The organism is Paraburkholderia sp. Clong3, from assembly GCF_050436485.1.
Classification (GTDB): Bacteria; Pseudomonadota; Gammaproteobacteria; order Burkholderiales; family Burkholderiaceae; genus Paraburkholderia; species Paraburkholderia tuberum.
In genome coordinates this window covers 376,716-403,257 of sequence record NZ_JBNDMH010000003.1, presented here as the reverse complement: position 1 = coordinate 403,257, position 26,542 = coordinate 376,716, and the positions used below count along the sequence as shown (strand labels likewise).

21 protein-coding genes and 3 pseudogenes are annotated in these 26,542 nt (G+C 61.6%); 11 read left to right on the top strand and 13 right to left on the bottom strand.

Annotated elements, in window-relative coordinates; genetic code table 11:
* Positions 1-171: 171 nt before the first annotated feature.
* Positions 172-1,419 carry a phosphotransferase gene (locus tag OKW30_RS25295; protein WP_429347920.1) on the bottom strand — a complete coding sequence of 416 codons (1,248 nt, stop codon included), beginning with the start codon at positions 1,417-1,419 and terminating at the stop codon, positions 172-174.
* Positions 1,420-1,656: 237 nt separating this feature from the next.
* Between OKW30_RS25295 and OKW30_RS25290 the strand changes: the two genes are divergently transcribed.
* Positions 1,657-2,460: an SDR family NAD(P)-dependent oxidoreductase gene (locus OKW30_RS25290; protein ID WP_429347919.1), complete on the top strand. Its 804-nt coding sequence runs from the start codon at positions 1,657-1,659 to the stop codon at positions 2,458-2,460.
* Between the two features lie 129 nt (positions 2,461-2,589).
* Entirely contained in the window at positions 2,590-3,393 is an 804-nt protein-coding gene (locus OKW30_RS25285) for an SDR family oxidoreductase (protein WP_184064972.1), read from the top strand.
* A gap of 138 nt (positions 3,394-3,531) precedes the next feature.
* Here OKW30_RS25285 and OKW30_RS25280 read toward each other — a convergent pair whose 3' ends face one another.
* A complete protein-coding gene (locus tag OKW30_RS25280; protein ID WP_429347918.1) occupies positions 3,532-4,320 on the bottom strand; it encodes a DUF72 domain-containing protein in 789 nt (262 codons plus the stop codon).
* Positions 4,321-4,494: 174 nt separating this feature from the next.
* Here OKW30_RS25280 and OKW30_RS25275 point away from each other — a divergent pair, with 174 nt between their 5' ends.
* On the top strand, positions 4,495-4,647 hold the full coding sequence (locus OKW30_RS25275) for a hypothetical protein (RefSeq protein WP_429347917.1): 153 nt from the start codon (positions 4,495-4,497) through the stop codon (positions 4,645-4,647).
* A 75-nt stretch (positions 4,648-4,722) separates the two neighbouring features.
* On the opposite strand, the gene OKW30_RS25270 is transcribed toward OKW30_RS25275, so the two are convergent.
* Positions 4,723-7,194, bottom strand: a complete 2,472-nt coding sequence (locus OKW30_RS25270; protein WP_429347916.1) for a glucose/quinate/shikimate family membrane-bound PQQ-dependent dehydrogenase — start codon at positions 7,192-7,194, stop codon at positions 4,723-4,725.
* A gap of 367 nt (positions 7,195-7,561) precedes the next feature.
* Positions 7,562-7,717 (bottom strand): hypothetical protein, encoded by a 156-nt coding sequence (locus OKW30_RS25265; RefSeq protein ID WP_184065046.1) that lies wholly within the window; start codon positions 7,715-7,717, stop codon positions 7,562-7,564.
* Positions 7,718-7,754: 37 nt separating this feature from the next.
* Between OKW30_RS25265 and OKW30_RS25260 the strand changes: the two are divergent.
* Positions 7,755-8,841 (top strand): annotated as a pseudogene (locus OKW30_RS25260) (MFS transporter); the annotation flags it as partial.
* Positions 8,842-8,908: 67 nt separating this feature from the next.
* Here OKW30_RS25260 and OKW30_RS25255 read toward each other — a convergent pair.
* Together OKW30_RS25255 and OKW30_RS25250 are read right to left on the bottom strand one after the other, a co-directional pair.
* A complete protein-coding gene (locus tag OKW30_RS25255; RefSeq protein ID WP_187630642.1) occupies positions 8,909-9,274 on the bottom strand; it encodes a hypothetical protein in 366 nt (121 codons plus the stop codon).
* Between the two features lie 55 nt (positions 9,275-9,329).
* On the bottom strand, positions 9,330-10,328 hold the full coding sequence (locus tag OKW30_RS25250; RefSeq protein WP_187630672.1) for a class I SAM-dependent methyltransferase: 999 nt from the start codon (positions 10,326-10,328) through the stop codon (positions 9,330-9,332).
* Positions 10,329-10,839: 511 nt separating this feature from the next.
* On the opposite strand from OKW30_RS25250, the gene OKW30_RS25245 reads away from it, so the two are divergent.
* On the top strand, positions 10,840-11,028 hold the full coding sequence (locus OKW30_RS25245) for a hypothetical protein (protein ID WP_429347915.1): 189 nt from the start codon (positions 10,840-10,842) through the stop codon (positions 11,026-11,028).
* Positions 11,029-11,035: 7 nt separating this feature from the next.
* Here the strand turns inward: OKW30_RS25245 and OKW30_RS25240 are convergent, their stop codons facing one another.
* Complete coding sequence (locus tag OKW30_RS25240) at positions 11,036-11,344, bottom strand: DUF4148 domain-containing protein (RefSeq protein WP_429347914.1); 309 nt, start codon at positions 11,342-11,344, stop codon at positions 11,036-11,038.
* 365 nt (positions 11,345-11,709) lie between these two features.
* Here OKW30_RS25240 and OKW30_RS25235 point away from each other — a divergent pair, with 365 nt between their 5' ends.
* Together OKW30_RS25235 and OKW30_RS25230 are read left to right on the top strand one after the other, a co-directional pair.
* Complete coding sequence (locus OKW30_RS25235; RefSeq protein ID WP_429347913.1) at positions 11,710-13,437, top strand: methyl-accepting chemotaxis protein; 1,728 nt, start codon at positions 11,710-11,712, stop codon at positions 13,435-13,437.
* A 13-nt stretch (positions 13,438-13,450) separates the two neighbouring features.
* On the top strand, positions 13,451-13,747 hold the full coding sequence (locus OKW30_RS25230) for a hypothetical protein (protein ID WP_184064207.1): 297 nt from the start codon (positions 13,451-13,453) through the stop codon (positions 13,745-13,747).
* A 139-nt stretch (positions 13,748-13,886) separates the two neighbouring features.
* Here OKW30_RS25230 and OKW30_RS25225 read toward each other — a convergent pair whose 3' ends face one another.
* From OKW30_RS25225 to OKW30_RS25210, 4 genes are all read right to left on the bottom strand, one after another.
* Positions 13,887-14,291, bottom strand: coding sequence for a DUF3331 domain-containing protein (locus tag OKW30_RS25225; RefSeq protein ID WP_429292094.1), 405 nt, complete (start codon positions 14,289-14,291; stop codon positions 13,887-13,889).
* 31 nt (positions 14,292-14,322) lie between these two features.
* The gene (locus OKW30_RS25220) at positions 14,323-15,636 is read right to left on the bottom strand and encodes an NAD(P)/FAD-dependent oxidoreductase (protein WP_429347912.1); all 1,314 of its coding nucleotides are present in this window, start codon (positions 15,634-15,636) and stop codon (positions 14,323-14,325) included.
* Between the two features lie 266 nt (positions 15,637-15,902).
* A complete protein-coding gene (locus OKW30_RS25215) occupies positions 15,903-16,160 on the bottom strand; it encodes a hypothetical protein (protein ID WP_429347911.1) in 258 nt (85 codons plus the stop codon).
* A gap of 177 nt (positions 16,161-16,337) precedes the next feature.
* Positions 16,338-17,315 (bottom strand): LysR family transcriptional regulator, encoded by a 978-nt coding sequence (locus OKW30_RS25210; RefSeq protein WP_429347910.1) that lies wholly within the window; start codon positions 17,313-17,315, stop codon positions 16,338-16,340.
* Positions 17,316-18,408: 1,093 nt separating this feature from the next.
* Here OKW30_RS25210 and OKW30_RS25205 point away from each other — a divergent pair.
* From OKW30_RS25205 to OKW30_RS25190, 4 genes and pseudogenes are all read left to right on the top strand, one after another.
* Positions 18,409-21,570: pseudogene (locus OKW30_RS25205) on the top strand (autotransporter-associated beta strand repeat-containing protein); the annotation flags it as partial.
* Between the two features lie 682 nt (positions 21,571-22,252).
* The gene (locus tag OKW30_RS25200) at positions 22,253-22,819 is read left to right on the top strand and encodes an autotransporter outer membrane beta-barrel domain-containing protein (RefSeq protein ID WP_429347909.1); all 567 of its coding nucleotides are present in this window, start codon (positions 22,253-22,255) and stop codon (positions 22,817-22,819) included.
* Positions 22,813-23,127, top strand: a complete 315-nt coding sequence (locus OKW30_RS25195) for a tetratricopeptide repeat protein (protein WP_184074544.1) — start codon at positions 22,813-22,815, stop codon at positions 23,125-23,127. The genes OKW30_RS25200 and OKW30_RS25195 overlap by 7 nt, the downstream gene beginning before the upstream one ends.
* Before the next feature lie 355 nt (positions 23,128-23,482).
* Positions 23,483-23,953, top strand: coding sequence for a polymorphic toxin type 4 domain-containing protein (locus tag OKW30_RS25190; RefSeq protein ID WP_429347908.1), 471 nt, complete (start codon positions 23,483-23,485; stop codon positions 23,951-23,953).
* Between the two features lie 321 nt (positions 23,954-24,274).
* Here OKW30_RS25190 and OKW30_RS25185 read toward each other — a convergent pair.
* Together OKW30_RS25185 and OKW30_RS25180 are read right to left on the bottom strand one after the other, a co-directional pair.
* A pseudogene (locus tag OKW30_RS25185) lies at positions 24,275-25,086 on the bottom strand (IS5 family transposase).
* 297 nt (positions 25,087-25,383) lie between these two features.
* Positions 25,384-26,514, bottom strand: a complete 1,131-nt coding sequence (locus OKW30_RS25180; RefSeq protein ID WP_429345856.1) for an IS110 family transposase — start codon at positions 26,512-26,514, stop codon at positions 25,384-25,386.
* Between the last annotated feature and the right edge of the window lie 28 nt (positions 26,515-26,542).

Here is a 26,542-nt window from a genome sequence, read left to right as displayed (position 1 = left end):
GCCCTGCCCACGCATACACGCTGGGCCAGGTTGTGCCGCGTCGAGTGACCATTTCCGACATGCTTTGCCTCCTACATTACTCCCGCAATTCATATTTTTGAATATCGATCGTAAAAATGTACTCCCGCGGAAGTGGCGACGTCAAGTGCATGTCGCTCAGCGCCTGGTGGGTTATCGGCCCATGAGGTCATGAATCTCGTGATCGAGTGCCGCCATCGCGAACCGGGGCGCAACTGCACAATTGTTGACTTCGACCTGCCACTCCACCGGATTCACGAGCCAGAAGAACAGCCCATAGACGATGTGGCGCCGGTAGGCATCTAGTGCGCTTTCAAATGACGGCGGGTTGTTGACGCCGTGAAAGGCGAGCCGCTCAAGATAGTATTCGAGCAACGCGCGCTCCCATCTCGGCCGATCCGCGATATCCAGAGCCGATATCAGGAAGTACGTGACGTCATGAGCCCACGGTCCGCGTCGATATGACTGCCAGTCGAGAAAGCCGGGCGTGCCGTCGCGGTCGAAATACAGGTTTCCGAGGTGAACATCGCCATGGAGAAACGTCATCGGCCCGATGCGGTCGAAAACGCGCAGATCGAGGAGCGCCCGCTCCATCCAGTCACGATCGTGAAACCGCTTTGGCACGGCGGCCCCGCGCGGCAACTGTGTATAGCTGGCGAACACCTCGGGTTTCAACTGGCCCCAGTGATAGGTGCCGGACTCGCCATCGGGCAGCGGGTCTTGCGACGCGAGCCACGCCAGTTCGCCATCGCTTTCGAGCGCAGGCGATTGCCAGAACTGCGCGTGCCACCGCGCTTGCGCGTCCAGGTTTGCCGCCGCCTGCGCAAACGTCAGCGTCCGCTGCACGCGACAGAATTCCACTTCCCGTGAACGTAGATCCTCGAGGATCACGATCGACTGCCCGCTTTGACTGTCGGTCTCTGCATAGAAGCAGGCAGGCACATTTGCACGCAAGCAGGGATGGACTTCCTTGAAGAACTTCGCCTCGTATTCGTATATGTAGGCGTTCAAGTTCCGGTACTCGGGTACGAAACCGCCCTTGACGATCAGAGACTCCGGCAAGCGAAGCTCGCGCCCTGTTGCGTTGTAAGCAAGACGCACCCTGACTTTGGTAGCCGTGCCGTACATCACCTCGTCGATGGCCAGTGATTCGACGGCTACCCCTTCATGGCTGCGCGCGAGCGCCGACGTCAGCCACGAAGAGGTGATGTCCTCAACCTGCAAAGGAAGCGTGCCGGTACCTGGCTGCGGTCGGTGCGATTCCATCCGGGCGGGGCTTCTTTTCGCAACATTCATCTTGGCCCCTTCCTGTGAGGTTGTATGTGCGTTCGTGCCGACATCATCATTGCCGGACCGACGTTCTCCACGCGCATGTTGTGCGGCACGTCTGAAGACCCGCAACGAGGGAAATCCCGGCTGGTATTATCGTTGCGTTTTTGGAACGATGTGCGTATTTTCGCTCACCGTTTCGACGAGGCCCGCTAGCACCGCGCTGAGTCGCTTCATTCCTGCCGTTCGTTAGAGCGCGGGATTAGTGAAACCAGCTCACTCTAATTGTTCCCCACGGTAACCATTGCGCGTCGGACGTTGTCGCTAGAATTCGTAAAAAACGACACGCAGCCCCCTGGAGATAACTCGATGACCACATCCTTGCTTGAGCGGCTATTCGGCATCAGCGGAAAAATCGCTGTCGTGACTGACAAGGGATGCAATTCCAGCATCGATATCGCCCCTGTGCTGGCCGAGGCTGGCGCACGGGTCGTAGTCGCCGATCACAGCGCAGCGCACATGCAATCGGTCGTCGACAAGATCGTTTCGGCGGGCGGCGAAGCAATCGCTATCGAGGCAGACGTGGAACGTGAAGCCTCCGTGATTGCGTTGTTCAATCAGGTCAGCGCAGCCTGGGGTAGCCCGGACATCGTGGTCAATTGCGCGGCCATGACCAATAACGGGCCGCTTACGGAGTTCTCCGAAGCCGCCTGGGACGAAGTGATGGCGATCGACCTGAAGTCTGTGTTCTTTTGCATGCGAGAAGCGATCAGGCACATGCTCGCCGCAGGCCGGGGTGGACGCATCGTGAACGTGACTACCATGGGAGCCACGCATGCCGTACTGAATGGCAATGGCGCCTACGGTGCCGCGCGAGCAGGCGTAGCGGGTTTAGTGCGCTCCGCAGCGCTGGACTATGCCCGCGACCAGATTCTCGTCAACTGCGTGCTTCCCGGTGCAGTGCCCGGCAAGGTTCAGTTTCATCCGGATATGCAGGCTCGCCTGAAAACAGGAAAGCTCACGGGACCCGGTACGGATGTGGAGCGACGTCTGCCGCCTGGATGGGGCGATCCCGCCGATATTGCCGCCGCGGTGCTGTACCTCGCAGGGCCGTCAGGCCGCTACATGACGGGCCAATCGATTACGCTCGACGGCGGATTTCTGCTTAGCTGAAGACGTCCGCACCCAATCATCTTCACTGTCTGGTGAATTCCGATGAACTACAAACGATTGGGCCAGAGCGGCAAGACTGAAGCGAACCGAACAGCGCGACCTTCATCGACACTCGAAACGGAGCATTCCATGTTTAGTGAAACCCAGATCGGCGCGCACCTCGCGCAGAGGTTCAATCTCACGGGCAAGACCGCCGTTGTTACCGGCTCTGCGCAAGGTCTCGGTCGCGAGACTGCGCGACTGCTCGCCGAGGCCGGCGCCAAGGTCGTGATTGCCGACTTGAACCCCGATGCGGCGTCTGCAACAGCGTCGGATATCGATGCGGACGGCGGCATTGCGATGCCATGCAAAGTCGACGTGGCCGACGAAGCATCCGTCAAGGCACTATTCGCAGCCGTCGATACGAAGTTTGGCGGTGTCGACATTCTGATCAACAACGCGGCGCACCGTTCGAAGGCCGAATTCTTTGAAATGTCCGTCGAACAATGGGACCAGATGCAAGACGTCACGCTGCGGGGCACGTTCCTGTGTTGCCGAGAGGCTATCACGCGCATGAAGGCGAACGGCGGCGGCTCGATCGTCAACATCTCCTCCGTTGGCGCGCTTCGACCCACGCTGTGGGGCGTCAACGCCCATTACGACGCCGCCAAGGCCGGCGTGGACAGCATCACGCGATCACTGGCCAGCGAGTTCGCGGCCGACGGAATCCGCGTCAATTCAATCCTTCCAGGCGGCATGGCCAGCGAGGGCGGCAAGAACATCAGCGCGACGTTCAAGATTCGAGGGCCGATCGTAGGCGCAGGACGGATTCCGATGGGACGAATGGCCGCCCCGATCGAAATTGCACAGAGCGTATTCTTTCTCGCAAGCCCTGCCGCAAGCTATGTCACCGGGCAGATCATCGCCGCGGACGGCGGCTTCACGGTCAGCTAGGCGGACTCCACGACCATCGCGGATCGCCCTCTATCCACGACCCGACCCATAGTTCGCTCGCGATCGACTGCTACCGATACAGATTGCTATTCGTGCGCAAAGACACGCGCTTGTCACGATCTCTTCGAAAGGCTTATCTCAGCAAGGGGTCTTCTCTAATTTTTCCATCAGTGTCAGAGCGTTAGGTACCGCCTCACCGCGCGCGGTATTGTCGAAAATACACCAGACCTCGGAGTTGGAGTTTCGAGCGTCCAAAATCCGCGCAGCCACCGCTTCGATGAACGGCTCGTCGTATGCCGAATAATAGATCTCCGGCGAGCCATGCAAACGGATGTACAGCGTACCCGGATCACTCACCGGTTCGACGCCGGCGATCGGCGACGGATGCGCGCGCACGCAAGCGATCCCCGCATTTTTCAGCGTTTGCGCGCCCTCCTCGGTAAACCACGTTGCGTGGCGCGGTTCGCAGACGATATGCGCTGCCGTGAGGCCGCGCAGCAGCGAAAAAAAATCTCGCGCCGGGACCGTATCCAACGCCAGGCGGGGCGGCATCTGAAGCAACAGGCACCCCAGTTTTTCACCCAACGGCGTGACCTCACGCACGAATTCTTTAACGGTGGCATCCGCGTCGCGCAACCTGAGCTCGTGCGAAATCCTCCGTGGAACCTTGACAGAGAACCGGAATGCATCGGGCACGCTTGCAGCCCACCGAGCATACGTCTTCGGCTGGTGCGAACGATAGAACGACGAATTGATTTCAACCGCAGAAAAGATCCGGGCATACCGCTCGAGATGGCTTCCGTGCGCAGGAAACCGCGCCGCTACCCTGGCCGACAGTCCCCATCCTGCACAACCGATTCGTATCGGCGATGCCGTGCAACGGTTCTCGCGAGGCGTCGCATGATTCGGGGGGGTTTTATCCGGCAAGGTCGGAGCCCATATTGGGTTTCTCAGTACGCGGAGTGACCGACAGATTCTCGCACTGACGTGAATTCAAGGTAGCGGGAACAGGAGATGCATAGCTCTGCAGGATAGCCCGACGAGTGCTGTCCGATTGCGTCGCAAGTATTGATCGGATGCCACCCAACCACAGGAGATGTCATGAAACCCATCCTCTACCGCCGGCTTCTCGCGAGCGCGATCACGATAGCTATCGCCGCGATGTGCGCGGGCTGCAAGCCCGCCGATAAGTCGGGTGGAACAGCCAACGCGGATTCGGCGGCGAGCAGTTCGCCGTCCGCCGCAAGTCAGTGACAAACAGATGACCGCATTGCCGTGGGTGGACGTGGCAGTCCTGTCCACGCACGTCCACCCTGCTTCACCGCTTTGCTATTGCGGCAACGCATAGGCAATCACGTAGTCGCCGAGCTTCGTACCGAATGAGCCGTGACCGCCTGCCGCAATCACCACGAACTGACGTCCGTTGACCGAATAGCTCATCGGCGTTGCCTGCCCGCCGGCGGGCAGACGCGCCTGCCAGAGCTGCCTGCCGTTGTTCACGTCGAAGCCGCGAATGTAGTTGTCGGCCGTCGCGCCGATGAACGCCACGCCGCCCGCCGTGATGATGGGGCCGCCGAGCATCGGCATCCCCATCTTGAACGGCAACGGAATCGGCGAGCTGTCCCGCACCGTTCCGATCCGCTTCTTCCATACGATCTGGTTGGTCTTCAGATCGATCGCCGAAATGAAGCCCCAGGCAGGTTGCTTGCAAGGAAGACCCAACGGTGACATGAACGCATTCAGTGTCACGCCGAACGGAACGCCGTATTGCGGCTGAATTCCGGTCTCCGTCCCCGAACCTTTCGCGCCCGGTACCGGCTGAATCGGATTGCCCGGGCCACGCGGAATCAGCCGCGAAACGAACGGCAGCGCAATCGGATTGGCGATCGCAATCTGGCGATCCGTATCGACCGCCATGCCGCCCCACTCGAACATGCCGAGATTGCCGGGAAAGACCAGCGTCCCCTGCACCGACGGAGGTGTGAAGGTGCCTTCATAGCGCAGCTTGTGGAACATGATCCGGCATACCAGCTGGTCGTACATCGTGGCGCCCCACATGTCGGCATCGGTGAGATCCTTCGATGGCCGGAATGTCAGTCCGGAGAACGGCTGGGTAGGCGAAACATGGTCGCCGGGCGCCGCACCCTGCGGCACCGGACGCTCCGGAGCCGGCACCACCGGCACGCCCGTGCGCCGGTCGAGCACGAACAGGTTGCCGGTTTTGGCCGGCGCATACACGACAGGCACGGTATTGCCCTTGACGTCGGTAATGTCCGCGAGCGTGGGCTGCGATGGCAGGTCCATGTCCCACAGGTCGTGGTGGACCGTCTGATAGAACCACGCGAGCTTGCCCGTCGACGCGTGCAGCGCGAGCAGGCCGCTCGCGAAACGCTCCTGCTCCGCCGTCCGGTTGCCGCCCCAGATGTCCGGTGTGGTCACGCCCATCGGCAGATAGACGATGTCCAGCTTGGGATCGTATGCAGCGGGCGCCCACGAGTTCGGGGACGTGAGCGTGTAGTGACCGCCGGCGGGAGGATTCTGATTCGGGTCCTTCGCGCCCGGGTCGAACACCCACAGCAGTTCGCCGGAACGCACATCGAAGCCGCGGATCACGCCCGACGGCTCGCGCGTCGAATAGTTGTCCTCGACCGCGCCCGCGACGACGATCACGTCGTTCGTGATGACCGACGGCGAGGTCGGCTCATACATGCCGGGGGTCGTCACCGGCTGGTTGTGCTGGAGATCGAGATCGCCGCCGTTGGCAAAGGTTTTGCACAGCGCCCCTGTCTCCGCGTCGAGCGCATACAGGTGGCCATCGTTGACGGGCAGATAGATGCGGCGCATGCAGGCCCCGGCGGTCGCGGCAGTCGCAGCGGGCGCAGACGCTGGTTGCTGCTGAGCGGGCGCCGCGGCCGATGCTGCCTGCTGATCCGGCGCAGCGGCCGATGCGCCCGAGGGCTGATCAGCCGTCGGCGCGGGACCGGCCGCGGAAAGATCGACGTAAGACACACCACGGCAGGTCACGTGCTGGAACGACGGATCGGCCTTCAGTTGCGGATCGAATTTCCATTTCAACTTGCCGGTCCGCGCATCCAACGCCCATAGGATCTGATGCGGCGAGCATAGAAACAAGGTCTCGCCGATCTTGATCGGCGTGACTTCGTCCGTAATCTCGACGGGGTCGTTGGGGCCTTTGCTATCCCCGGTCCGGAAGGTCCACGCGACCTGTAAGTCCTTGACGTTTGCAGGCGTGATTTGAGTCAGCGGGGAATAGCGGGTACCGGCCTGGGTGCGCGCGTAGGCCGGCCAGTCGGCGGCGCTATCACCGGTCTCTGCGGGGGCCGCCGATGCCGCACTGAAGCTCCCGTTGACCGTTTGCGGGTCGTTGAAGTTCGCGTAGATGAGCACGCCTGCCCAGACAGCCAATGCAACGACGAGCGAACCAATGCCGAGCCCGCGTGCGCCCTCCATCCGCCAGCTCACGAGCAGCAGTAGCCACACGCCGAAAATGACCAGCACCCCGGAGCGCGGAGCCAATGCCCAGAAGTCCGTGCCGGACTCCCACAGCGCCCAGACCGCCGTCGCAATCATCACGAGCGCATAGAGAACGAGCGCAGCGGGCTTGCGCCGGTAAAGCAACCACGTCACTACTGCGAGCAGCAGGCCCGTGATCAGGTAGTACCACGACCCGCCTACGGCAATCAGCCATGCTCCGCCGATCACGAGGTAAAGCGAAGTGAGCGCGAGAAACACAAGTGTGATGGCACCGATGACGACTGACCAACCGGGCTGTCTCGACATGATGATCTTCCACCCTAATCAAGAACGACGTGCGCGCGCAGACCGCAAAAGATGGGCCTGGTCTGTCCTGTTGTTCGATGCAGGCGCTTGACTTCTCGCGGGTTATCGCGCGTGCAGCGATGAGATCGAACCTGCCGCGGACATGCAACCGATACCTCGCTATCTGACCTGTTGGCCCAGGTGGTCGAGAGCGTAGCGTCGGCAATGCTCAAGATATGCCGCTTCGTTGGCGACGGTCAATTGAATCATGCTGCGCCACAGCGATGATGACGCATCGAGCGATCCGGGCCCCTTGCCTGTCAGCCCCGCATAAAAGCCCTTGGCGCCCGCTGGGCAGGAGGCGGGAGATCTTTTGAGGGCGCCTTTTTCACCCTTCGAATACGGCGCCGATGATCGCCAGACTGCTGGGCACGAAGAGCGCCGCGCCAATGCCCTGCACCGCGCGGGCGGCGATCAGCGAACCCGCGTTCGGCGCAAGCCCGCAAGCGGCCGACGCCAGCGTGAAGACCCCGATGTCTCGCACGGGCTCGCTTGCGCAGCGACGATGTGCGCGGTCTTCGCTGTCGTGGCGCGCGATCTTCTTCCTCAACGTCCCGCTTGCAGCGGTGACGATTGCGCTCGCGATTTTGTCGGTGCCGAACAGCCACAAGCTCGATGCGCCTCAACAGTCGGACTGGCCCGGCGCGCTGAGCGCGGCAGCGGGGCTCGCCGCTCTCACCGATGGCCTGACCCAGGCGTTGGCGCATGGCTTCGGGCATCCGCTCGTACTGTGCGCGATCGGCGTCGGCGTGTTTGTGCTGGCCGCATTCGTGATGATCGAAGCGAACAGCCGTCACCCCATGATGCCGCTCGACGTGTTCCGCTCGCGCGATTTCACCAGCGCCAGCCTCGTGACGTTGCTGCTCCACTTCGGTCTGGGCGGCGTACTGTTCTTCCTGCCGTTCACGCTGATCCGCGCACATGGCTACACCGCAACCGAAGCGGGCGCGGCGCTGCTGCCAGTGCCGGTCATCATCGGCTCGTTGTCGCGCTTCACCGGCAACCTGACGAGCCGCTTCGGTTCACGGGCGCTGTTGAGCGCTGCCCCGGGCGTCGCCGGAATCGGGTTCGTGATGCTCGCGCTGCCTTTCGTGCGCGGTAGCTAGTGGGCCGGATTCCCCTGCGCTTGCCGTGCTCGGACTCGGCATGACCATCACGGTCGTGCCACTCACGACGACAGTGATGGAGTCGGTGCCGGCCGACCGCGCAGGCGTCGCATCCGGCATCAACAACGCGGTTGCACGCGTAGCCAGCCTGCTGGCGATCGCGGTGCTCGGCATCGTGTTCGTGTGGTCACACCACGCGGAACTGTCGGCGCGGCTCGACGAACTGCACGTTCCTCAGGGCGCACGCCAGACCGGGCGGTTGCTGGAGCCGGACGCGCAAACCGGGGCGGCAGCCGGCGATGCTCATACGGCGCCGCAGACACCCGTGGCGCAGGCGGAAGCCGACGCCATCACTGACGCGCTGCGCGCCGTCGCGCTGGTGTCCGCCGCGTGCGCATTCGCAGGAGCGGGTCTCGCGGTGGCGACCATCCAGCCCGCAAGTGATGTGCTTGGCGTCGCCGGACGCGCCTGCTTTCGGCATCCATACTTCGATGTCCGCTGAAACGTACCGCCTTCAGGCAGGCAACGATTATGCGCGGCCCGCTGACGGATCGCCGTGTACACGTTTGCTACCAATCGCGCCGCAACCATGTGCAGGGACTGAGCCGTGGACAAGGTGCGGAACCCTTCCTGAAAATCCCGTAAAGCAATGAGGGGGGTGGCCGAGTCCTGACGAATGCTCTGCGCATTCTTTCGGTATCGCCAAATCCGGTCTCTCTGGCGATCACTGCAAGTGAGAGTTCTCCGGTATCGACGAGGCTGCGAGCGGCATCGACCCGCAGGATGAGCAAGATCGACCAGGTTTTGTACGCCAGCAAGACGCGTACGTCGTCGGGCGGCCGCGACGGCGAAAGATAGCCGCCCACGCCCGTGCCGAGCTCCAGCTCGGCGTCGACCGTCAGGTCGGCCGGCAGCGCAACCTTCAACATTGACATCGTCTGAACGCCGTCTCCATGACGAAATGCGGTGCCTGGAGCGCGCGGGTTTGCGCTACTCGAATGCAACGAGGGCTTGCGGCGAAGGTGGCAGCGGCGTCACCGTTACGTTGGAAAAGCCGGCTTCGCGGCCCATTTGCTCGAGTTCGCGCGCGGTGTACGCGTCGCCTTGCGGCGTGGACGCAAGCATCATAAAGGAAAACGCGGCTGCGAACGGCGGCGACACGCGATCCTCGTCGGGAACAAATTCCACCGCGAGCGCTCGCCCTGCGGGACTGAGGCTCCTGCGGACTTTGGAGAGTAATTCCACGCAGGTTGGCGGATCGAAGTGGTGCAGGAAGTTCGTGACCAGCGCCAGATCGAAATTCGTACCCCAATCGACTTCGAACGCACTGCCGGCGACCGTGCGGTAACGCGAACTGACACCGGCCGCTGCGGCGTTCTCCGTCGCGACCTCGAGAACCGGTTGCCAGTCGGTCGCCACGATTTCCGCGCCGGGGATCGCTTCGGCGATCGCGATTCCGAACAGCCCATGCCCGGCTGCAATGTCCAGCACGCGCTTCGGTGCCTGAGGCCGCGCACTCACGTGTTGCGCGATGCTCTGTGCGGTTTGTGTCACGAACGGTGCCATCGCACGCGCGAACTTCACCCAGACGGGATGCTCGGGCGCGATGTTGCCCAGCCCCACGGCTCCTCCGTTGCGAACGAACGCGGCGGGGTCGTCCAGCCACAGTGCCGTCATTTCAGGAGCCGCCAGGAAATCCACGATGCTCCCCATCCAGGCCGGCGAGGAAGTCGTCAGGAATGCGGTGGTCGACGGCGTCAATCGGTACTGTCCCGTTTCCTTCTGCAGAAACCCGTGCACGGTCAGAAAGTCGCAGAGTATGCGCACACCGCGCTCGGCGGCCTTTACCCGCTCGGCTATACGCTTAACGTCGCCGTGCTCGTCCGCTATCGCGGTGAACAGATCGAGCTCGACGGCGGCTTTCACCGCGGCAGTCTTCTGATAGGCGATCGCGGCATCGACGAAGGCCTGCGGAGAAATGTCGTCCATGGGTCGGTAGCTTATCGTGAGATAGCCTGCAATCAGGTGTTTGAATCGAATCTTTCCTGGCGGGTTTTCAACGCGTTTGTGCAGCATGGGGCTTCTGATAAGCCTAGTCGAATAATGGCTACGTGTCGAACCTCTGGTTGGAGCGGGGGCGAGCGGCCACTCCGCAGGCCTGCTCGCACTCGGCGGAATCCCGAATTGGTGGCGCTGGCGCGCTCCGTTACTCTCGGCCGGAACCCGAATTTCCGGGTTGGGCCGCAGCGGTCTTCTGCAAACGCATGACGAACGTCTCTTGATGAGACGCGACCCGCCATTCGGCCAAGGGACCTCGAAAAACGATTCCTAAGTCGAGGCAGTTTATTTTTCAAGCGTCGTGTTAGGCGGCTTAGACTTCGATTGCCAGGCTGATCTATGACGCCTTCGGGCAATTCGTCCCCTGTGCTGCTCGCCCAATTTCTGGCGCATGCGTTCGATGTAGTCGTTAGCACCGCTGAAACCCTCGGCGTTCAGTGCGTTGGTCGACGCCATCAACGATGAAGCCGCCAGCTTCTACAAAAAGTACGGCTTCGTGCCGCTTACCGATGAATCGCTCGCGCTGTTCCTGCCGGTAACGGGCCGCATCGGCGAACCCACAAGCCGCGACGATGCCGCTCGCCGTGTGTCACCGGGCCGGGCGGTTGAAAGCGCCCGGCCACCCGGCTGATCGCCAATCAACTTCCTTTGTAGATCGCTTGATCCGAGGCCCACTGGGTCGGTCGCCCCGAAGCGGCCGAACCCGATTTCACGCCACCGTAGCCACTGGACGCCTGCTGCTGGCCCGCCACGCTCGCCAGCGCTGCCTGGATGTTTGCCGGGTAGTGCGCGTCACTGTGGTTGCGGTCGTAGCCCGCTTTCTGCAGCTGGACGAGTTCCGCGCGCACCTGCTCGCGCGTCAGGGGACCGTTGTTGTGAGCGGACGCAACCGTGGGCAGAGCGAGGACCGACACGAGCGCGAGAACGGGGATGAGTGCTTTAGCCATGATGAAATCTCCAATTGTGAGCGTCAGAAACAGAAAGAAAAGACTGGTTAGCGAAACAACGACCGCCGGGGCGGAAGCCTGTGCTAAGTCGTTGAAGCCAGTTTATCTGCTTACTATCTCATTACACTCACCTTTCACCCAACAGAGCGTTTCCGCGTCTGCAACGTCGCTAGGCTTCTATCCGCACAAAAAACGCTTGAACGGAATGGCGGTTAGCAGTTCGGCATCAAGTTTGACGGCTTAATGCCGTATACAAACATCATGTGTGATTTGTTTATCAACCGTGTGTTGGCGCTTGCGCTGCCCGCTTCCTTCGTCTTGCGCCTTGCGCACGCCTCGTCATCGGCTTCCCATTTAATTTATCCATGTTCAAGAATCTAAGTATCCGTGCTCGCCTAGCGCTGGTAATGGCTTTTCTCGCCGTGCTGCTGATCCTCGGCGGCGTCATGGGGATCGTCGGCGTGTCGATGGCCAACAACGATGTGCAAGAGCTTTATTCCAACAACCTGGCCTCTTCGGAGGCGCTCGGTCGGGCGAGCGTTTCACTAGCGAGAGCGCGCATCTGGACGTTCTGCATCGCACTGGATCCGACCGCTTCCGTCGTACCGCAACAAGCGCAGGACGCGCGGGATCTGCTCGCCGCGTCGAAGCAGGCGTGGGACGCGTATCGCGCGCTGCCGTTCTCCGGACCCGAGGAGGCGAGCCGCGCGGCTGACGTGAATTCGAAGCTTGAAAAGCTCCTCGCGGATGGCTTCGAGCCGATGTTCAGCGCGATTGCCGCTCACGATGTGGCGAAGCTCTCCGACCTTACCTTGCACCAACCACCATCCCTGTTCACCGATGTGACCAACGGCATGGACGCACTTGGCCAGACCCAGGTCACGGCTGCCCGCGCGACGTTTGAGGCTGCGCGGGCCCGCTTCCACGCGTTCGTCTGGGTAGCCCTCGCCGGTATGCTGATGGCGCTCGGTGCGGCGGCACTGGCCTGGCGGTCGCTGCAGCGGGCAATCGGCACGCCCCTTGCCCAGGCACTGGGCCATTTCAGGGCGATTGCCGACGGCGACCTGACGACGCAGGTCGAGGTCCGCACGCGCGACGAGATGGGGCAGCTGATGAGCGGCCTGCAGGCGATGCAAGGCAAGCTGGTGCAGACCATCAGTGTCGTGCGGGACGGCTCCCGGTCGATCGACACCGCCGCGCAGGAAATCTCGGCCGGCAACCTGGACCTATCGCAACGGACCGAAGAGCAGGCCGCGTCGCTGGAGGAAACCGCCTCGTCCATGGAGGAACTGACCTCGACGGTGCGCCAGAACGCCGACAACGCGAGGCAGGCGACCACGCTGGCCAGTACGGCTTCGGGCGTCGCGCAACGCGGCGGGGAAGTGATCGGACGCGTGGTCGAGACGATGCACGGAATCTCCGATAGCTCAGCCAGGGTGGCCGAGATCATCAGCGTGATTGAAGGCATCGCGTTCCAGACCAACATCCTCGCGCTCAATGCCGCGGTCGAGGCGGCCCGCGCTGGTGAACAGGGTCGCGGCTTCGCGGTCGTGGCGGGCGAGGTCCGCACGCTCGCCCAGCGCAGCGCCACGGCGGCCAAAGAGATCAAGGACCTGATTGGCGAGTCGGTGACCCGGGTTGACGCCGGCTCGAAGCTGGTCGAGGAAGCCGGCAGCACGATTAGCGAAATTGTCCAGTCGGTGAAGCGCGTGACCGACATCATGAGCGAGATCGCTGCAGCATCGCAAGAGCAGAGCATCGGCATCGGACAGGTCAACACGGCCGTCACCCAGATGGACGAGGTGACCCAGCAGAATGCGGCGCTGGTCGAGCAAGCCTCGGCGGCAGCACAGTCGCTGGCCCAGCAGGCCCAGGGATTGCGTGACGCGGTGGCCGTCTTCAAGGTCGACAACCGGGGCACTTCCCCGTCACGGGTGATTGCCGCGAGGAGCGAACCGCAGCGGCCTGCACCGAAAGCCCGCACGTCCCGTCCCGCCACGTTGACAAGGCTAGAGACGGCGCCCCTGGTTACCCCGGACAGGCCTGCAGTGGTTGCGGCCGGCACCGGTGCTGCAGACTGGCAGTCATTCTGAGCGGAACTGAAAATTGAACCAAACCAACGACGCACTTGAACAGATGGCCAAGCTCGTGACCGCCAACACGAAGGCAATGAGCGCGCTTGGCGCGCGGGCGATGGTGCTGGGCAAGTTTCGTGATGCCGCCTTGCCCCACCTGACGGCGTTACAGCGCGCCGGGATTGCCAGAGCATTCCGGCAGGGCATTGAAGAAACCATGTCACTGATGGACGACGTGCCCCTGCCCGCGGAATATCATTCGGCGATGCTCGAACTCACCAATGTCATCCTCGCCACACTCGGCCCAAGCCGGGCCTCGCCCCTTTGAGCGAGCCGGAACGGCCGCTTTTGAATGGCGGATTCAACCGGTCGATGCAATAGTTTGCTGGAATCGGTCGCGGGCAGCAACTGCGCTGTCGCACAGTGTTGATCCGGGAAGGATCAACAGCGAAACACGCCCGCGAAAATCAACAGGATGGATCGCTAAAGGCGAGCTCGACTAATGGTGCGAGCATCATGGCAGCCGCGTTTGCGGGAGGCGGCTCGACCTTTGCGGGGCGGTAGATTACATCGCCTGCGGCGATGCCTTGTCCGCTCAAAGCGCATATACCCGATCGTTTCGCTGTAGCAAGGCGCCAAAGCTGCTCGCCGTACTTGCAACCTCGAGGGTCGCTCCACGATACGGTGGCTGTTCGTGGACTGGGTCGATCGAGCAGCGCGATCGCAACGTCGCCATTCTTGACCGGCAGACTGCTCGATCCACGCGAATCGACTATATGCCTGACCCGAGCCGCCAATTGTTGCGCGCATCCCCAATCGAGTTGGCCCACTGCGCGCTGCCATGCAGTGTCGGCCGTCACGCATTGATCCATGGCAGTACTCCCGTCAAAAGTGAGGTGGCGTTCAGCTCAGCCGTATCTTTGGCTGCACGAAGCCGTTAATCCGTTCGGCAGTCCACAGCATCATGGCCTTGCCGAAACCGTGCAAAGCCTGCTGATGTTGTCGATAGAGCATGGCGTGACTGAGCTGCGCGAATCGGCCCTTGATAAACCCGCCGCGGAAGAATCCGAACTGCCCGAGCGTCCCAAAAGCGTTGTAGTCGCTCAGCGACACGAGCGCGCCGAAGTCGTGAAATGCAAAGTCGGGCAATGAACCACCGCCGAGCCAGTCCGGCAAGTGCTTTGCGAGGTGTTGTGCCTGTTGCGTGGCGACCTGCGCCGTGGGCGCGAGAGGACGTTCACTGCCGGCGAGCGTCAACGTCGAGCAGTCGCCGAGGGCGAATAGTGCGTCGTCGTCCTGCGCCTGCAGGGTTGGCCTGACGATGATCTGGTTGGAACGATTGCTCCCGATGCCATCCAGTTTGCCTAGAAAATCAGAGGCCTTGACGCCCGCCGCCCATACCATCAGATCCGCCGGTTGCTTGCTGCCGTCGGCCAGCCGGAATCCATCGGGTTCGGCGGCGGTCACTCGCGTGCCCGTTCGTACCGTGAAACCGATATGCCGTAACTGTGCCTCGCTGGACTCCGACACCGCCGGCGGAAATGCCGCCAGTACGCGCGGTGCGCTTTCATAAAGGGTGAGGTTCAGACGTGAGCGGATGCCGGGGTCGCCGTAACTCGACGCCACTTCGAGTAAGCGGCTCAATTCCGCTGCCAGTTCGACGCCGGTCGCTCCGGCGCCGACGATAGACACGCGCAACGGGCTATTCGTCACAACGCTCCGGAATATACGGATTCGCAATGCTTCGTTGAAGACTTCAGCCTGTGCCTGGCTGTCAATGAAATGGCAATGATCAAGTACGCCTGGTGTGCCGAAGTCGTTGGCGCGACTGCCTAACGCAAGAATCAGCACATCGTATTCGACCGTGCGCGGCCCGATCACGACCTCCCCCGACGGCGAACGCAGCGCAGCCAGCTTGACGATACGCGCATTGCGGTCCAGGCCTTCCATTTCGCCCGGCTGATAGTTGAAGCCGTGGTCGCGGGCGTGGGCGAGATAGATGACCTGCTGTTGCTGGACATCGCGAGTGCCTGCCGCGATGGTGTGCAGCATGGGCTTCCAGATATGGGTTGCACTTTTGTCGATCAACGTGACCTGACCGCGGCCGCTGCGGCCAAGCGTGTTGCCCAGCCTGGTCGCGAGCAGAAGTCCAGCGATGCCGCCGCCGACGATGACGATCCGGGTGGTCTGGCGCGTTGTCAAATATCTCTCTTGCATGATCTCCTACTCCCTTTCGCGTTTTACAATACTGGTCCGTATAGTTATCAAGGTCACCGCCCACGTCAACGAAAATAAACTGTACGGTTTATGTATGGCAAGATCGCAGCATTGAGAGTCGTAGGCCAGCGGCTTGGACGGGATGCTCATCGACATGGCTTGTTCGTGCGTGATCGTCATCGGGGCGAGTCTCCACCTCAGAAATTCAGCCCGATCGCGACCGCTTGTGTATCGATGAGAACGGGTGAATGAAGTGCGCGGTGAGTCTACGTCCAGTACTTGAAACTGGTGACGCTTCGCTCGTAGCCGGTCATGCTACGGCGCTCGCGTCGAATGCGCACGGGAGAGTTGTATTCTTCTAGCATTTGCGTGGCGGGGCGGCCTTGCGTCGGGACATGCGCCTTCCGTTCGGAACGGTCGGCGACGGTAGCAACAGGCGAGGGCTCGGCGTTCTCTGGACTCTCTGCGGCCAGGCTTTCGAGCGGCAATTGCGCATTCGCACCGACGACGAGAATGGCCTGCATCAGACCGGGCGTTCGAGACTCACACATTGCGGCAATTGCCACAATACACGCGGCAACGACATACCTTGCCCGAATGCGAGGTAGTCTGATCGTATACATCTTGCGTTCTCCATCACGCGCGAAAGAAAGTCACACAGCGCGTTTTTAATTGACCAACGACGATAAATATCTGACGGTTCAGGTTGTATTGCGTACATCAGAAAGGCCCGAAGCCAATCGAATCTGCGCAACGCGATTGAGCGCTTCACTGGCGGGCACGCTCCCGAAACTGCTATCGAGCGTTTCCCTCAGGTGCGACGTCATAAAGTCGACGTAGGTTTTGATCTTCGCGTCGATATGATGTCTACATGAATAGACGACGAACACTCTCGTGCGTTGAAGACGACACTCAGGGAATAACTGAATGAGCTTTCCATTCCGGATGTCGTCAATCACGCAATGGACCGGCAATGCCGCGATGCCTGCGCCTGCCAGCGTCGCGAGACGGGTCGCCTCGGTGTCGTTGATGACGAACTGGCTGCCCGCTTCAGGTTCCGCGGACCTGACGAGGCTCAACCTGATGGGATGGTCATCGGGTTTGGCGTTGAAGGGGATCGGCGTCAGCGCATGATCTTCGAGGTCGCTCGCTCTTTCGATCCGATGCGTCTGAAGAAAAGCGGACGCGGCCACCAGTACACGTTCGCATTGCCAGATCAGCTTGCATACGTTGCGCGAGTCGGGCAGCGTCGGCGCGGACACGATGGAGACGTCCACCTCGTCTGCGATCAGGTTCGCCATAGGCGGCAGGAACTTAAGATGCACTGAAACGGCAGGAAAACGCCTGCGATATTCGATGATCGAGTGCGTCAACTGTCCGAGGCCGAGATCGGTTACGCAGTGAACGCAGAGTTTTCCGCGCGCGCGGGTGTGGGCGTCGCGTGCTTCGGCTTCGGCATCGTCGAGGTCGGCCAGGATCCTCTTGCACTTCTGGTAGTAGCGCTTGCCGGGTTCCGTCAGCGATACCCGAGGTGTCGTGCGTTGCAGGAGCCGCGCCTGCAGCTGGTCTTCGAGTGACAAGACGGCACGCGATACGTTCCCCTTGCTGCAACTCATATGCTCCGCAACGACGCTGAAGCTTCCCGCCTCGACTACTCGGGAGAAGATGCGCATGCTCATGAACTTGTCCATGGAACCGTTCACCTCGTGCTGTCTGATTCGGGTCGCTCTTCAGCGGAATGAGACTTTCCCGCTTGGAAGAACGATAGACCGAGGCGAACGATTGAACCATCCCTACATTGGGATCGTCGCTTAATCCATGTGGTCAGCCGGCGATACGTTGGTATAGGTGTCGATCTTGCTGCGCAGACTGTCGCCAGCCAGCGGCATTTCGCCGGCTCGGTAGCCTGTCGCGTCGAACAGGTCCAGTCATGGCAGAGAGAGGATATCAATGCCACCGCGCCTTTCCGACCATGCGGCGCGTTTATCAACCGAGGATCAAACATGACTGTCAAACACTACGTCATTGCCTTGCAACAGGCGTTCGTGACTGGAGAAGGGCCCGCAGAAGCCGGCACGGTCATTTCGTCGCGTAGCGAGCGTTGCGGAACAGCGGGCTCGCGTCGACGCGGAGCGCAACGACCTCGTCGCTCATGCGACGTTCATTGTGTTGCATCGACCGGTTGAATCCGCCAATGGGGAACGGACGGTCGCAGGTTGGGTTCCGGCGGCTGCTTATGGCCGACAGTACTCATCCACAGAAGCCGCCCGAAAGCGGCCGTCGACGATTTTCAACGGTCGCTCTACAGGACCTTCATTGAACTGGTGCTCTCGGCCACCTTCTGCCATTCGCCGGCGTGTCCCCCAGACACTCAAACGCCCGCTCCGGTCAGGGTAGCCGACATTCACGGCTATGTGGCAGGCGCGACGGTATGACGTTAAAGCCGTTCACGGGCTGCAGTTCCTGGAAACATGGCAGGCACACCTGCAAGCGTGTCGCTGATTAATCGCAGCTTGCTCGGTGCGTCTTGCCGATCCCTCCATAGCGGAAGGCATTTTAATGTTCGCTAACCTTGGGACCAGCGAGAATTTGCGTCCCGATAGTTTCACGATGGGTCTCACGTCGCAATCACATATTCGCGCCCCGCTCCCCGTTGAAAGTGTCTATATTTGTTGAGTGATTTTTTCGCCAGCTTTTCGAACTGTCGGTGGCATATCGCCGACGTCCCGCGCATTCCCGTTTCGACAGAAGTCGACCTGGTCTAAGGGGGAAATGGTGAAGCATAGGCAACTGAAAAGAATCCCGTTCGTACCGAGCAGGCGAATCCGGTGCACAGGCGCTTCGTCAGATATTCCAGTCCTATTGCCAATAACATCGTTCCTGAATGTCGCGATAAGGCAACCCGGCCAGTTGCCGGGACTGGCTGCGCTGCCTCTCGCTACATGGCTTGCGCTGGAAGCCCCCCATTGCGCGCCCTCCTGCGATCTGGCTAGCCGACCTGGCCCGGCGCGCCGTGGCAGGCCGGTCGCTCCAGGCCGGAGGCTTCACGCATCCGCGCTCATTCTGCTGAACCTCGCCGTGCTCGCCGCCCTGCAACCGTCGGAACGCGCGATGGCGCAGCCTCCCTGCATTGACTCAACCGGCGCCTTTGTTGCGGAGGAGATCGACGGCTGCGGTGGCTATGGCGGGGGTGCCACGACGGGTAATACGCCAAGCACCGGCGGTGCCAGCAATCCGCTTGGAGCAGGCACGAACGGCTCTGGTGCTGCGACCACGAGCGGCGGTTCCGGAGGCGGAGGCGGCGCCGGCGCCGGAACCGCCGGTGCCACTGGTGCCACTGGTGCCACTGGTGCCACTGGTGGCGCTGGTGGCGCTGGTGGCGGAACTGCCGGCGGCAGCGGCGGAAGCCAGGGTGCCAACGGCAACAACGGCGGCCCCAACAGTGGTGGCGGCGGCGGTGGCGCCGGCGCCCATGGGGTCCTGCCGTCGTCACTGGAGAACCCCGCAGGCGGCGTGATCGCCGGTGGAAACGGCGGTAATGGTGGCGTGCCGAGCGGGGCAGCGTCGATCGGCGGCGGCGGCGCCGGCGCTGGCGGTTATGGCCTCGTGATCAACAGCGGAGTCAGTCTCACCAACAACGGGCAGATCAACGGCGGAGCCGGCGGGACCGGCGGAAACGGCGGGGTGACCGGAAGCGGCAGCATTCAGGGATCGGCTGGCGAAGGCGGCGACGGCGGTTTTGGCGTTTTCGTCAATCTCAACGCCACCGGGGTCGGGCTAACCAATACCGGCACGATCCAGGGAGGCCGCGGCGGAAACAGCGGAAACGGAAATTTTACGGAGGGCGGTAACGGCAGCGCCGGCATCAGGGCAACCGCGGTGAACGCCACCCCGATCAATACCTTCAGCATCGAGAACAGCGGCACGATTCGCGGCGGCAATGGCGGCGACGCATCCCTGCCGACGCCAGGCGCTATCACCATTGGCGGCAATGGCGGCGCTGGCATCAGCGGCTCCAGTCTCACCATCACCAACAACAGCGGCGGCACGATTCAAGGCGGCAACGGCGGCGCCACGTTACGTGCCGGCAGCAGCGCGACGAGCAGCGGTGGGGTTGGGATCGTCGGCGACAATCTGACGATCTATAACAGCGGGAATATTATTGGCGGGTTCACCGGAGGGAACGTGCCGGGCGGTGTCAGCCCGTCGCAGGTCAATGCCATCACCTTCACCGGCGGCGCCAATTATCTGGAGCTACGTCAGGGTTTCGTTATCGGCGGAAATGTGGTCGTCCAATCGAGCGCATCAGGCACGCTGGCGCTTGGCGGCAGCAACAATGGAAGCTTCAGTGCGTCGAGCGTTGGCGCCCCTGCGCAGTACCAGGGCTTCACCGAGTTCGTGAAAACTGGCTCCAGCGTCTGGACGCTTACCGGCACGCCTGTGCAGGCTGGTACACCGTGGACATTGCTCGGCGGTGAGCTGTCGGTCGCAAGCGGCGTTAGTCTCGGCACCCCAGCGAACAGCGGACTGACTTTCAACGGCGGCATCCTCCAGGTTACAGGCACAGGCTACATAGCGATCGAGCCTACGCGAGGGATTACCTGGGCCGCGAACGGTGGCGGGTTCGACGTCGCAGACGGTGCCAATGTATTCACGGTCTCCCAGAACCTCGAGAATGGCGGCCAGCTAACCAAGCTCGGCCTCGGCACACTGGTTTTGACCGGCAGCAACACCTATGTTGGCGATACGCTTCTTGGCGAAGGAACGATCAGCGTCGGCAACGACTCGGCGCTCGGCAATGCATCTCAGTCCACCTTAAGGATGGCCAACGGGACGACGCTGTCCTTCACCAACGGCAACTTCACGGTCGCCAACAACATTGCTATCACCGGCACTGGCAACTTCACGCCACCCTCGGGCACAGTGCAGACGCTGTCAGGCACCATCTCCGACGGCACCTCGGCTGGCACGCTCGCGATGCAGGCCCCAGGTACGTTGGTGCTGGCTGCGGACAACAGCTACTCCGGTGGCACGACGATCTCCGCCGGCACGCTACAGGTTGGCGATGGTGGCTCGACCGGCAGCGTCGGCAGCGGCGCGATTCTCGACAACGGTGCGCTGGTCTTCCATCGCAGCGATACGGTGCTTGTTCCAGGAGCGATCACTGGCAGAGGAAACCTCACGCAGGACGGCGTGGATGGCGGCACGATAGTGCTCACAGGCGGCAACACTTACACCGGCGGCACCACGATCAGCGCCGGTACGCTGCAACTCGGTAACGGGGGCACCAGTGGTGGCATCGTGGGCAACGTCACCGACAACGGCACATTGGCCTTCAACCGCAGCGATACGGTCACCTTTGCCGGCAAGATTTCGGGCACCGGTGACCTCGCGCAGATCGGCTCCGGCACGACAATCCTGACCAACAGCAATCCCTACGCAGGTGGCACCACGGTCAACGCCGGCACGCTCGTCGTCGGCGACCCCGCACATCCGTCTGCGGCGCTGTCGGGGGGCGGGCCGGTCGTGGTGGAATCGGGCGCCACGCTGGGCGGTTTCGGTACTGTCACCGGGGCGGTGACCAATGACGGTATGGTAGCGGCCGGCAACGGCACGCCAGGGTTTGGCACGTCACCGGCGGGCACCTTCACCGTCATCGGCAACCTGCTCAATCGAGGAACGGTCAACCTGGCTTCGGATCCGATCGTCGGCAACGTACTGTCAGTGTCGAATGGCAACTATGCCGGGGCTGGCGGCAGGATGAACATCAATACGGTGCTCGCGGGCGATAATTCTCCGTCGGACAAGCTGGTGATCATAGGTGGCACCGCGACCGGCAATACACTGGTGCATGTCACCAACGCCGGCGGCGCCGGTGCGCTGACCGTCGCGAACGGCATTCCGGTGGTGGAAGCGATCGATGGGGGAACCACCGCGGCCGGGGCCTTCGGGCTAGCTGGCGAGGTGCGCGGCGGGGCATTTACTTACGACCTGTTCCGGGGCGGACACAACGGCAGCAACCCCGATGACTGGTTCCTGCGCTCGGATTTCCAGGTCGGGCCGTCGGAGGAGCCGGACCTCCCCCCCGGCGAAGTCCCGCCATCGGAGGAGCCAGGCATCCCCAATGGTGACGTCCTGCCCTTAGATCCGCCTCCGGCCGAACTGCCCCCGGGCGAATACCCGATTATCGGGCCGGAAATTGCCACCTACTCGGTGGTGCAGCCGCTCGCGAGACAACTGGGCCTCACCATGCTCGGCACGATGCACGAGCGCATCGGCGATACGCTCACCGATACCGGGGGCGGCACCAGCAGCGCAGGCATAGCCAACTCGGCCTGGGTGCGGGTGTTCGGACAGCAGATCGACAATCACTACGAGACCTACACCGATTCGCGTGCCAATGGCCGGATGGTCGGCGTACAGGCCGGCGTCGATCTCTGGCGCGGCAGCTTTCTGCCCGGCCATCACGATGCAACCGGCGTCTATTTCGCGTACGGCAACAGCAACGTCGACGTGGACGGTCTCATCACCAATGCGGACGCGACGGCCTATGTGCTGAGTCACACCGGCTCGGTCAACCTCAACGCGTATTCGGGCGGCGCGTACTGGACTCACTATGGCCCCCGGCGGGTGGTATATCGACGCGATCCTGCAGGGCACCCACTACGACGGCGACGCGACGACACAGTTTGCACGGTTGCCCATCTCCGGTTCAGGGTTTGCCACTTCGCTGGAAGTGGGCTATCCGTTTCACCTGCCGCTTGGACCAGGCTTCGTGCTCGAGCCTCAGGCGCAGGTCATCTGGCAGCATATCGGGTTGAGTGAGAACAATGACGGGCTGGGTTCGGTCGATCCTGGTTCGACGTCAGGCGTGACTGGGCGGCTCGGGGTGCGTGGGCAGTGGAGCATCGAGCGCGCGAATGGGGAAGTGTGGCAGCCGTACCTTCGCGCCAACATCTGGCGGGATTGGGGCGCGCAAGCAACGACGACTTACTCTGGCGTGGAGCAGGTACCACTCGCGCAGCAATTCACGCGCATGGACTTTGCTGCCGGCGTGACCGCAAAGCTCGACGCACGCATGAGCCTGTACGGCCAGTTCGGCTATCAGTTCTCGATCAACAGTTCGGCGACCGGCAGCCGCAAGGGGGTCTGGGGCGACATTGGGCTGCGCTACTTGTGGTAACGCATTCTTCGCCAATTCTCACAACGGGCACGGAAAAGGAACAGGGCGACACGCATGGCCGCGTCGATCACGGCAGCCTCGGCACGAGCCTGCACTTTCTCGGCTCCTGCCTGTGGAGCGTCGGCAAGTACGACGAGGCGCGGCCGTGGTTCGAGCGCGCGGTCACGGAAGCGGAACAGGGCGACACGCATGGCCGCGTCGATCACGGCAGCCTGAAGTCTAGCTTGAGAACCCTCGCCGTCTGCTACCGAAGACTTGGCCGACTCGACGACACGATGAAATTAGAGGAACGGATCTCGCGAATCTGAAAATCGCTTCGCCGGTGGTAACACGTGCGGCATCTCCGAACATGCCACCTTGCGCTCGCCGCTGCTACCGCTGATGGCCGTGGCTGCGAGCGCTGACGAGCGTCCGCAAACGGATGTTCAAAGGTCGTAGGAGTGACGTTAGGAGCCGGTGAGGGATCGGCCGCAGATGGCCGACTTTTGCCGATCGCCGCTGATCGATGTCAGCGGCGCCGCCGAGGGCAGAACGCAACCCATAGCGGCCATTTTCAGGGTAATTTCGTTGGTTCGCGACTCGCTATCTTGCTTACGTCCGTAGAATTGCATGAGGCAGGTCGTTTACCTACATTACCAACCACCGGACGGCGAAGAGGAAAACATGCACTTCAGTGAGCGAACTTTCAAGGACGCACTTGGAGCGACAGTTATACAGAGCCGCCTAGGACTTCCACAAGGCAGGCAGGGATACGAGAAGCTCTTGTTTCCGGGTATCGAAGTGGGATTAGCCGGCTGGCAGAGATCGCACAGTCAAGGTGGTGGCACGGGATTTGAAAGCCCGCATGCTATTCGCTACGCCCCGGAAGAAGTGAATCAGCAGTTTCAGCGCCTAGGTATAGAACGATATCTCAGAGAGCTTGTTGAATTGAAACCATCGGACACCGAGCTTTGGCTCACAACAGTGACAATGAGTCATCCTCGGACGCTTCGGCTAAAGGAAATTCAGTACCGCGTGGATGCTGTGAAGAATGGACTGTCCCGAAAATTTTTTGAAGCAAGTATCGAGGTCTCGGATCAGCGGATTAACCCGAAAGTGATCATCCATGCCACCCCCTTCGTGAAGACATTTTGAGTCTCGGAGGAAGCAAATCGTTACGGCTCATAGTTGTCGCAGACATCGTACCGGTGCCGCAAGGACATATCGCTAATTTGCGTTGGCTCCCGAGATGATTTCGTGATGTCGAGGTAACTGCCTCCTCCGCGTTTAGCCACGAAGACACTGACCGCTGTTCGATCCGGAACAGACGCCTGAACGTCCGGCCATACATGGATGCTGCCGCCCGCTCCTGGCCGTACTGAGTCCCACGGCCTGCGACGTCGGATCGCCTCACGTGCCTCGCTCCATGCAGAAGGCATAGCCGACCCCTTGAGTCATTCACCGATAACGACGAACCTAGACGGAACTTCGAAGTACTGGGATTGCATGGACAAGCATAAGTATGGCGAAGACGACAAAATGCAGACCTGCGAGTGTTTCGGGCAAGCGTTCGTAGTCACGTGCGAGGCGTCGAAAGCGGTTGAGCCATCCGAAGCTGCGCTCGACTACCCATCGACGTGGCAACAGCACGAAACCCTTTTTCGCTTCATCGAGCTTGACCACCTGGAGATCAATTCCCTGAGCGCGCGCGGCCTGCGCAGGATCTTCGCCCCTGTAACCCTGATCTGCAAAGGCCACTTTCACGGTTTCTCCCGTTGCCTGCTGCACCTGGCGCGCTAGTTCTGCAACCAGTGCCCGTTCCTGCTCGTTGGCCGGTGTCACGTGTACGGCGAGCAACTGACCCAGCGTGTCGACCGCCATATGCACCTTGCTGCCACGCTTGCGCTTGTAGCCGTCATAACCTGCGCGTGGACCGCTCTCACATGTCGATTGCAACGTACGGCCATCAAGGATCACCGCGCTGGGCTGCCCCTGCCGCCCCTGCGCGACACGGATGATCGAACGAAGATCACTCACCATGCACTCGAAACAGCCGGCCGCCAGCCATCGTTGCGTCTGCCGTACACGAGTTCCCACGGCGGAAAGTTGGTCGGCAGCATTCGCCACGCAGCCCCAGCGCGAGCCATCCAGCGCAACGCATTGAACATCTCGCGCAACTCGTATTTACGCTGTGGTGCACTCTCATCCATCAACGTCAGATACGCTGCCACGAAGCTCCATTCTTCGTCTGACACGTCTGTCGGGTAGACTTTACGTTTCTCTCTCATGCCTCCAGGGTGATATGACTTCTCGTGTCAATATGATCGGTTCTGTGTTTTCGGTGTTTGAATTTCCTGAGGGCGACGTAGCAGTAAATCTCGACGGTGGATCAAGCTGATATCCGCGGATTGGCTACCGCATTACAGATGTCCGCCCAATGAGCCTTCCGCTACCTACCACCGCAAGTCGGATGAGATCCGTTGCCTACCCTGGTCGCGGGTTACTCGTGTGCCGGGCTACGCCGCCTTCAGGAAACTCCTGCACGTGTGGTTACGGTGGATGCAGACGCAGGGCATTGCTGTACATCATGGCATCTGTGTCTCGCGCGGTATGGCCAGCGACAAGGAAAGCCGGCAGATGTCCCAGATGAATCCGCTGAGTTCACGGGCAACTGCGACTACGGCGATATTCTTCTGCTTGCCGCGCGCGACGAGTTTGCGATAGCGTCGGCACAAGCGCACCTGTGCGTCCCATGCTCGATCTACAATCGGTTTAGGCAGACCTTCGTGGCGACGCTGAATATCGGGGCTCACACGCGCAGGGTGGCGATAGCTCCATGCAGCTTCAACTAGCAGCTTTCTTGCATAACTGTTGCCGCTTTTAGTGATGCTGCCCTGACGACGCTTGCCGCCAGATGAGTGCTCGGAGGGCGTCACCCCGAGCCACGCCATCAACTGGCGTGGGTGCACGAAGCGTGAGAGATCGCCCAGCTCGGCGAGCATGCCCACTGCCGTGGTGAACTGGACACCGCGCATTGCCTGCAGGCCCAGGACGGCGGGATAGAAGCGCCAGTTGACGACTGCCTCACGCAGCGCAGACTCCAGCCGGTCACATTGGGCGAGCCGGTCTTCGATCGCGCGACGTAGCTCTTCAAACGCAAACTGCTGCCACGCACTGTCGAAGCTGTGTGCGCTCAGCCAGCGTCGGTGCGCCGGCCCCCAGTCGGCAGAGCGGGTGTAGCGCACGCCGTGCGACAGCAGAAAGGCTTTTACCCTTTGCCGTGCACGCTTGAGGTCGTCCTTGGCAATCACCCATGCGCGGGCCAGATCCCGGAATGCTTCATCGTCGACGCTGGGGACGTATACGGCCGACAGGTCGCCGGCACGCAGCGATCGGACGAGCTTGACGGCATCACGTCTGTCAGTCTTGATGTGCTCACCTGGCTTGCGGGGAATCAGCGAGGGCGCGCAGACCATGCACTGGAATTCTTTCTGGACAAGCTGCCGGTAAAGCCCATATCCGCACGGACCGGCTTCGTAGACGATGCTGACGCATCGCGCTTTAGATTGCAGTCGCTTGCACAACCGTTCCACGTCGGCCTGCGTAGTACCGATCTTGCCGAGCAGTTCAACCTCGCCCGTACCAATGGCATAGGCGACCGTGATCGAATCCTTATGAACATCAAGACCCACGTAAAGAGTGCTATCGTGCTCCATGCTGGCCTCCGCGTCGGAAATCGCCGGG

Coding starts and splice junctions, on each gene's coding strand:
- OKW30_RS25235 (WP_429347913.1), top strand. CDS start 11,710: ATGTTCAAGAATCTAAGTATCCGTGCTCGCCTAGCGCTGGTAATGGCT.
- OKW30_RS25285 (WP_184064972.1), top strand. CDS start 2,590: ATGTTTAGTGAAACCCAGATCGGCGCGCACCTCGCGCAGAGGTTCAAT.
- OKW30_RS25190 (WP_429347908.1), top strand. CDS start 23,483: ATGCACTTCAGTGAGCGAACTTTCAAGGACGCACTTGGAGCGACAGTT.
- OKW30_RS25255 (WP_187630642.1), bottom strand. CDS start 9,274: ATGTCAATGTTGAAGGTTGCGCTGCCGGCCGACCTGACGGTCGACGCC.
- OKW30_RS25180 (WP_429345856.1), bottom strand. CDS start 26,514: ATGGAGCACGATAGCACTCTTTACGTGGGTCTTGATGTTCATAAGGAT.
- OKW30_RS25240 (WP_429347914.1), bottom strand. CDS start 11,344: ATGGCTAAAGCACTCATCCCCGTTCTCGCGCTCGTGTCGGTCCTCGCT.
- OKW30_RS25200 (WP_429347909.1), top strand. CDS start 22,253: ATGGCCCCCGGCGGGTGGTATATCGACGCGATCCTGCAGGGCACCCAC.
- OKW30_RS25270 (WP_429347916.1), bottom strand. CDS start 7,194: ATGTCGAGACAGCCCGGTTGGTCAGTCGTCATCGGTGCCATCACACTT.
- OKW30_RS25215 (WP_429347911.1), bottom strand. CDS start 16,160: ATGCAGGCCATTCTCGTCGTCGGTGCGAATGCGCAATTGCCGCTCGAA.
- OKW30_RS25225 (WP_429292094.1), bottom strand. CDS start 14,291: ATGGATCAATGCGTGACGGCCGACACTGCATGGCAGCGCGCAGTGGGC.
- OKW30_RS25275 (WP_429347917.1), top strand. CDS start 4,495: ATGAAACCCATCCTCTACCGCCGGCTTCTCGCGAGCGCGATCACGATA.
- OKW30_RS25250 (WP_187630672.1), bottom strand. CDS start 10,328: ATGGACGACATTTCTCCGCAGGCCTTCGTCGATGCCGCGATCGCCTAT.
- OKW30_RS25290 (WP_429347919.1), top strand. CDS start 1,657: ATGACCACATCCTTGCTTGAGCGGCTATTCGGCATCAGCGGAAAAATC.
- OKW30_RS25220 (WP_429347912.1), bottom strand. CDS start 15,636: ATGCAAGAGAGATATTTGACAACGCGCCAGACCACCCGGATCGTCATC.
- OKW30_RS25210 (WP_429347910.1), bottom strand. CDS start 17,315: ATGAGCATGCGCATCTTCTCCCGAGTAGTCGAGGCGGGAAGCTTCAGC.